General features: G+C 70.5%; 7 protein-coding genes. 4 read left to right on the top strand and 3 right to left on the bottom strand.

Annotation, left to right across the window (positions count from 1 at the left end; genetic code table 11):
• A partial coding sequence (locus tag AC1DOC_RS15250; protein ID WP_478130027.1) for a class I adenylate-forming enzyme family protein occupies nt 1-1,426 on the top strand: 1,426 nt, incomplete at its 5' end.
• On the opposite strand, the gene AC1DOC_RS15255 is transcribed toward AC1DOC_RS15250, so the two are convergent.
• Nucleotides 1,423-1,839, bottom strand: a complete 417-nt coding sequence (locus AC1DOC_RS15255; protein WP_436042829.1) for a nuclear transport factor 2 family protein — start codon at nt 1,837-1,839, stop codon at nt 1,423-1,425. The two genes, AC1DOC_RS15250 and AC1DOC_RS15255, sit on opposite strands and share 4 nt — an antisense overlap.
• A gap of 143 nt (nt 1,840-1,982) precedes the next feature.
• Here AC1DOC_RS15255 and AC1DOC_RS15260 point away from each other — a divergent pair, with 143 nt between their 5' ends.
• Nucleotides 1,983-2,162 carry a DUF3606 domain-containing protein gene (locus AC1DOC_RS15260; protein ID WP_012746465.1) on the top strand — a complete coding sequence of 60 codons (180 nt, stop codon included), beginning with the start codon at nt 1,983-1,985 and terminating at the stop codon, nt 2,160-2,162.
• A 184-nt stretch (nt 2,163-2,346) separates the two neighbouring features.
• Entirely contained in the window at nt 2,347-3,024 is a 678-nt protein-coding gene (locus AC1DOC_RS15265) for a hypothetical protein (RefSeq protein WP_012746466.1), read from the top strand.
• On the opposite strand, the gene AC1DOC_RS15270 is transcribed toward AC1DOC_RS15265, so the two are convergent.
• On the bottom strand, nt 2,970-4,217 hold the full coding sequence (locus AC1DOC_RS15270; RefSeq protein ID WP_012746467.1) for a DNA topoisomerase IB: 1,248 nt from the start codon (nt 4,215-4,217) through the stop codon (nt 2,970-2,972). The two genes, AC1DOC_RS15265 and AC1DOC_RS15270, sit on opposite strands and share 55 nt — an antisense overlap.
• A gap of 122 nt (nt 4,218-4,339) precedes the next feature.
• Here AC1DOC_RS15270 and AC1DOC_RS15275 point away from each other — a divergent pair, with 122 nt between their 5' ends.
• Nucleotides 4,340-5,410, top strand: coding sequence for a purine-nucleoside phosphorylase (locus AC1DOC_RS15275; RefSeq protein WP_012746468.1), 1,071 nt, complete (start codon nt 4,340-4,342; stop codon nt 5,408-5,410).
• A gap of 6 nt (nt 5,411-5,416) precedes the next feature.
• Here AC1DOC_RS15275 and AC1DOC_RS15280 read toward each other — a convergent pair whose 3' ends face one another.
• On the bottom strand, nt 5,417-6,097 hold the full coding sequence (locus AC1DOC_RS15280) for a TIGR02117 family protein (RefSeq protein ID WP_436042832.1): 681 nt from the start codon (nt 6,095-6,097) through the stop codon (nt 5,417-5,419).
• Nucleotides 6,098-6,166: the final 69 nt, after the last annotated feature.

The following is a 6,166-nucleotide window of genomic DNA, read 5'->3' on the forward strand; positions in this document are numbered from 1 at the left end:
ATCGGGCACCGTGTCGTACGGCGCGCTGCAGGCCATGGCCGAGGCGGCCGCGCAGGACCTGCTCGCCGCCGGCGTGCGGCCGACCGACCGCGTGCTGCTGGTGGCCGAGAACTGCGCCGCGCACATCGCGCTCATCATGGCGTGCAGCCGCATCGGCGCATGGTCGTGCGGGGTCAACGCGCGCATGTCGCCCGGCGAGGTCGCGGCCATTGCCGACCGCGCCGATGCGCGGCTGTGCTGCTTCACCACCGACGCCTCGGACGCCGCGCGGCAGCATGCCCAGCGCGCCGGCGCGGTGCCCTCGGCGCTGCCGGGCGTGATGCGCTCGGCCGTGCGCGCCGAGGCCAGGCCAGAGGCCGATCCCGCGCTCGCAGATACCGCGGCCATCATCTTCACTTCAGGCACATCGGGCACGCCGAAGGGCGTGATGGTGTCGCACCGCGGGCTGCTGCATTTCGGCCGCGTGTCGGCCGGCGTGCGGGCGCTGGGCGCGCACGACCGGGTCTACGCCTTCCTGCCGATGACGCACATCTTCGGCATCGGCACGGTGCTCATGGCCGCGCTCACGGGCGGCGCCGCGCTGGTGCTGCGCGCGAGCTTCTCGCCGGCCGACATGCTGCATGCGCTCGCGCATGAAGAGGTGTCCAACTTGCTCGGGCCGCCCACGATGTATGCGCGGCTGCTGGCCCACATCGAGGCCGGGCACGGTGCGCCGCGCTTTCCGGCGCTGCGCTATGTCTACACCGGCTCGGCGCCGCTCGATCCAGCGCTCAAGCAGCGCGTCGAGGCGCTGTTCGGCCAGCCGCTGCACTACGGCTATGGCCTCTCGGAGTACGCGGGCTCGGTGTTCCTCACGCGCGTGGAGGCACCGCGTGCGGACACGGCCGCGGGCCATGTGGTCGAGGGCGGCGAGGCGCGCATCGTGGGGCCCGATGGCCAGGACCTGGCGCCGGGCGAGACCGGCGAGATCTGGCTGCGCGGGCCCGGCCTCATGCTGGGCTACTTCCGCGATGCGGCGGCCACGGCGCAGGTCATGCGCCCCGGCGGCTGGTATGCGAGCGGCGACCTCGGGCGCTTCGATGCGGACGGTGCGCTGTTCGTGGTCGGCCGGCTCAAGGAAATGATCATCCGCTCGGGCTTCAACGTCTATCCCGCGGAGATCGAGGCGGTGATCGGCCGCTTCGCCGGCGTGCACCTTTGCGCGGTGGTGGGCGTGCCCGAGGCCGACGGCAACGAGCGCATCGTCGCCTTCGTCGAGATGAAGCCCGGCGCCGTGCTCGATGAACCGGCGCTGCGCGCCTACCTCGCGGAGCACCTGTCGCCCTACAAGCGGCCCGCGCGCATCGAGACCGTCGACGCCATGCCGACCACGGCCAACGGCAAGCTGCTCAAGCGCGAGCTGCAGGCGCGCGCCGCCCGGCCCTAGCCGAAGATGCAGGCGCGGCCCTTCTGCGTGTCCATGTACTCGCGCACGCGGGCGATGCGCCCATCGCGCAGTTCGAAGATGAAGCAGTAGTCGTTGTCGTACCGGCGGCCGTTCGCGAGCGTGGCCTGTAGGCGCAGCTCGACGATCACGGTATCGCCCTCGCAATAGCGGCTGCGGAAATCGACCGCGACATCGGAGACGAAGAGCGCCGGAAATCTCTCGGCCAGGAAATGCACGATGGCGTCCGGACCGATCATGTGGTCGGGCGCATCGAGTGCCAGCGCGGTGGCGTTGCCGCGTGGCGCCAGCCATTCGGCATCCTCGGTGAACCAGGATGCGATGCGTTGGGGGTCGCGGCTTGCGAAAGCCTTCCATGCCTCGGCGATGGTGCGCTTGTTCTGTTCAGACTTCATGCGCCGACCATAGGCGCGGCCCGCGGCGCCCGCACGCCGGTTTCGGACATTTCCTGCAAGGAGCCGCGCCGCCGTCCGCCAGTGCCGCGCCGCAGGGGCGCGCATCGTCCCTGCATCGACACACCCAACACAGGAAGCACGCCATGGCAGACGACCCGAACAAGCGCGGCCCGCAGGACCGGACCCGCATCAATGTCAACGAGCCGCACGAGGTGCGCTATTGGACCGAGACGCTGGGCGTGACCGAGGCGCAGCTGCGTTCGGCCGTGGCCGCCGCGGGCGTCGAGGTGAAAGACGTGCGGGTTTATCTCGGCAAACCCTAGGCGGGTGGCGAAAGCGTAGGTACGCTCCTACACCCGCTGCGGGGGGCGGGACCGATACTTTGGCTTTCCTTCGCTTCAGGACGCGCAAAGTGAACGAGCCGAATGCCGAACCCCGCACCAGCAGCAGTGGTCCGCGGGCCTGCCACCCCCTCACCGAGGCGAAGCCTTCGGCTCTCCGCGCCCAATGAAGGCCTCGCCCGGAGCCCGAAGCTGGATCGCCGCCGGCGTACGCCACGAACTGCTCACCCGCGCCTTGCCGGCACTGCGCCACGACATGGCGGCCCCGGTGTCGGTGATCCGCATGGCGCTGCTCATGCTCAAGCGCCAGATCGGCGCGCCGGTCATCGATGCACCGGTCTGCGAGGAGCGCGTGGCGCTGATCGACAACCAGGTGTCCGAACTCGTCGAGGGCATCCGCTCGCTGCGCGACTGGGAGCTGGCCACGACGGATGACGGCATCACGCGCAGCGCGCTGGTGGCGCAGTGCGTGGGCCTGATGCGCGCAGCCTTCGACATGCATGGCGTCGAGCTGGCTGTCGATGCCGCGCTCGAACCGCGCGAGGGCGAAACGCGCTGGCCTCAGGGCGCCGCGCTGCGCTACCTGGTGCTCGGCGGCCTCGGATACCTGCACGACGGCGCATCCGAAGCCGGCGCGATCCGCATCGAGGCCGATGGCGGCAACGCGCTTCGCCTGAGCGCCTTGCCGCGCGAATCGGCCGGTGCCAGCCCGGTGCTCGACGCGCACCGCGCCCCGCGTGCGCTGGCCATCGACGCGATTGCGCTCCAGAGCCTGGCGGAAGACCTGGGCTACACCGTGGCGCTCGAGCGCGACAGCGTGCGCTTTCCGCTCGCGCCGGGCTGAGGCCTTCGTCGTTCTTCTCCGGCCTTGCGCCGGCCGTTGGCGCTGCGTGCCTCGCGCTGCTGGCGCGCCTGGCCTTGCCGATGCATCCGCAGGAAGGCGAGCAGCCGCTGTTCGGCGGCGTGGAGCCCGCGCGTCTTGCGCGCGGCGGTTCGGGCCGACATCTTTCGCAGCAGTTCGGCCGCGGGGTCTTCCTCGTCGCCCGCAAGCGCGCTGCCCAGCGCCAGCACGGCCGGGTGCACGTAGGCCTTCTTGCAGACCGCGGGCGTGTTGCCCAGCTGCCTGGCCACGGCGGCCAGTATTTCCTTGGCGCTGTAGCGCGTGCCGTCGGCGGCCGTGCGGCCCGGTTCGCAGGCCAGCCGCGTGAGCTCCAGCGCCTGCACCGTGCCGTGCCAGGTGCGGAAGTCCTTTGCGGTGAAGCGCTCGCCGGGCGAGGCTTCGGCGATGTAGCCGTTGACGTCGGTGGACGAGACGCTGCGCAGCTCCCCGTCTTCGTCCTGGTACTGGAACAGCGCCTGGCCGGGCAGTTGCTGGCATTGGCGCACCACCCTGGCCACGCGCGGATCGTCGAGCCGGGCTTCGTGCATCACGCCGCTCTTGCCCCTGAAGCGCAGCCGCAGCGCCGCGCCTTGCACGGCCGCATGCCGGTTGCGCAGCGTGGTGAGGCCGAAGGAGCCGTTGCTGCTGGCGTATTCCTCGTTGCCCACGCGCAGCAGCGTGGTGTCGAGCAGCCGCACCAGGGCTGCCAGCACCTGCTGGCGACCGGGCGCCTTGGCCGTTGCCGCGCCTTCCTGCAGGTCGCGCGTGACGCGCGCGCGGATGCGCGGCAGCGCGAGCCCGAAGGCCTCGAGGCGCTCGAACTTGGTCTCGTCCTTGAAAAGCCGCCAGTCGGGGTGGTAGCGGTACTGCTTGCGGCCGCGGGCATCGATGCCGGTGGCCTGGAGGTGGCCGTTGGGCAGCGGGCAGATCCACACCTGCGTGTAGGCCGGCGGAATCGCCAGCATGCGGATGCGGGAGAGCTCGTCCGCGTCGCGCACCCAGCGGCCCTGCGCGTCGCGGTAGCGGAAGTGCTCGCCGTGCTTCAGTCGCCGGATGCCCGGCATGTCGGGGTTCACGTAGACCAGGCCGTTGGCAATGGGCGCGGCCGTCGGCGAGGGCCTGGAAGGCGGGGCGGTCGATCTGGAGCGGGCCGGCATGGGGTTTGCGTGGTGACGGTACCCAGCGCTTGTGCCTGCACCGACAATCGCCGCCTGTAGGACGCCGCAATCGCCGCTGGTGCGATGGAGGCGCTTTGTTCTTTTCCTGGAGTCCCAAAGAAATGATGTTCTTCCATCGGCCGTTCCCGTCTTCCTGCGTGCGCTGGCTCTCTGCCTGCGGCGCGGCGCTGCTCGTTGCGGCCTGCGCTTCCCCAACTTCGCCGACCTCGCCGGTATCGGCTGCACGCCCAGCTGCCGCAGCCGCGCCCGTCAAGGTGAAGGTCTTCGTCGCGGCCATGTTCGAGATCGGCCAGAACACCGGCGACCGGGCCGGCGAGTTCCAGCACTGGTACGAGCGCTACTGGAAGGGCGCCGCGCCCATGGCGGTGCCCGGCGCATTGCAGCCGGTGTACTGCAATGCCGACGGCGTGTGCGGCGCGGTGCTCGGCATGGGCAAGGTCAACTCGTCGTCGTCGATGCAGGCCATCCTGCTGAACCCGCAGTTCGACTTCTCGCAGGCCTACTACGTGATTTCCGGCGTGGCCGGCACGCCGCCGGCGCGCGGCACCATCGGCGAGGTGAGCTGGGCCACCTGGCTCGTGGACTACGACCTCGGCCACCGCTGGGCGCCTGAGGAGAACAAGCCCGGCGAACCCACCTTCATGCCTCGCAAGGGCTACGAGGAGTACCGCCGCTTCAAGCTCAACCCCGACCTCGTGGGCTGGGCCATGAAGCTCTCGTCCGACACGCCGCTCAAGGATTCGGACAGCGCGCGCAAGTACCGCCTGCGCTACCCCGATGCGGCCGCGCGCCGCGCGCCCTTCGTGGCCACCGGCACCCACATGACCGGCGACACCTTCTTCCACGGTCCCGGCATGTCGAAGCAGGCGCAATACATCGCCAGGCTCTACGGCGCCGACGACTACGTGATCACCGAAATGGAAGCCGCCGCCATCACGCTCGTGATCAAGCGCACCCATGGCACCGACCGCGTGATGAGCCTGCGCGGTGCCGTCAACTTCGACCAGGGCAGCCCGAAGGAAAGCACGCTGCAGCACCTGGACCCGGCCCCTGGCGAGACGGCGGGCGGYTTTGCCGAGACGGTGGAGAACATTGCGCTGGTGGGCACGCGCGTGGTGGACCACATCGTGGCCAACTGGCCGCAGTGGCAGGCCGGCGTGCCCAAGCCCTGAGCGGCTTCAGGGCCGCACCGGCTGCAGGTGCCACGTCACGTTGAAATCGAAGGGCGTCCAGCGGCTCACCGTGACGCCCGCCTGCCGCAGGCCGCGGCCGGTCCAGGTGTTGCAGGTCTCGAAGAGGTGGTAGCCGCCTTCGGCCTCGTAGAAGGCGTCGTCGTTGCCGTAGTGGGCGCCGGCAACGGGTGTCGCGTGGCCCGAGGCGAGCGTCGCCTGCACGTAGTCCGCGAGCTGCGCGTACTGCGCCTGTGAGAGCGGCAGGTGGAAGGCGTTCCTGGTCAATGAGGTACGGCTGAGGTAGGTCACATGCAGCAGCGCGCGGTTGCCGCCGAGCAGGGCGCCCAATGCGCGCGAGGCCGTGAGGTCGGCCCAGGTGGGCGTGTGCAGGTAGAACTCGCGGTCGCCCCAGCCGATGGCGATGAACTCCGCATCGGGCGGCACGGCCTTGAAATGCGCGAACGGAAAGAGCTGCTGCCAGTCGACGGTGGCCGAGCGGATCGGAAACACCAGGTCGGTGTGGATGCCGTTGCTCAGCACCCAGGCCTGGACGGCGGGCGGCGGCGCGGGCGCCCTGGCATTGGCGGGCCAGAGCATCAGCGCGCAGGCCGCGCCCACGTACAGCCCCGCGGCCAGCGTGAAGCCCAGCAGCGTGAATGCGATGCGCCGGAGCCAGCGTCTGATCACGGCGCCGGGTGTTTCAGAAGAGCGACGCGGTGGCCGAGGCCGCCTCTGCGGGGGCGCGCGGGGCCGGGC

The sequence above is a fragment of the Variovorax sp. 01T439_2 genome (genome assembly GCF_056398445.1).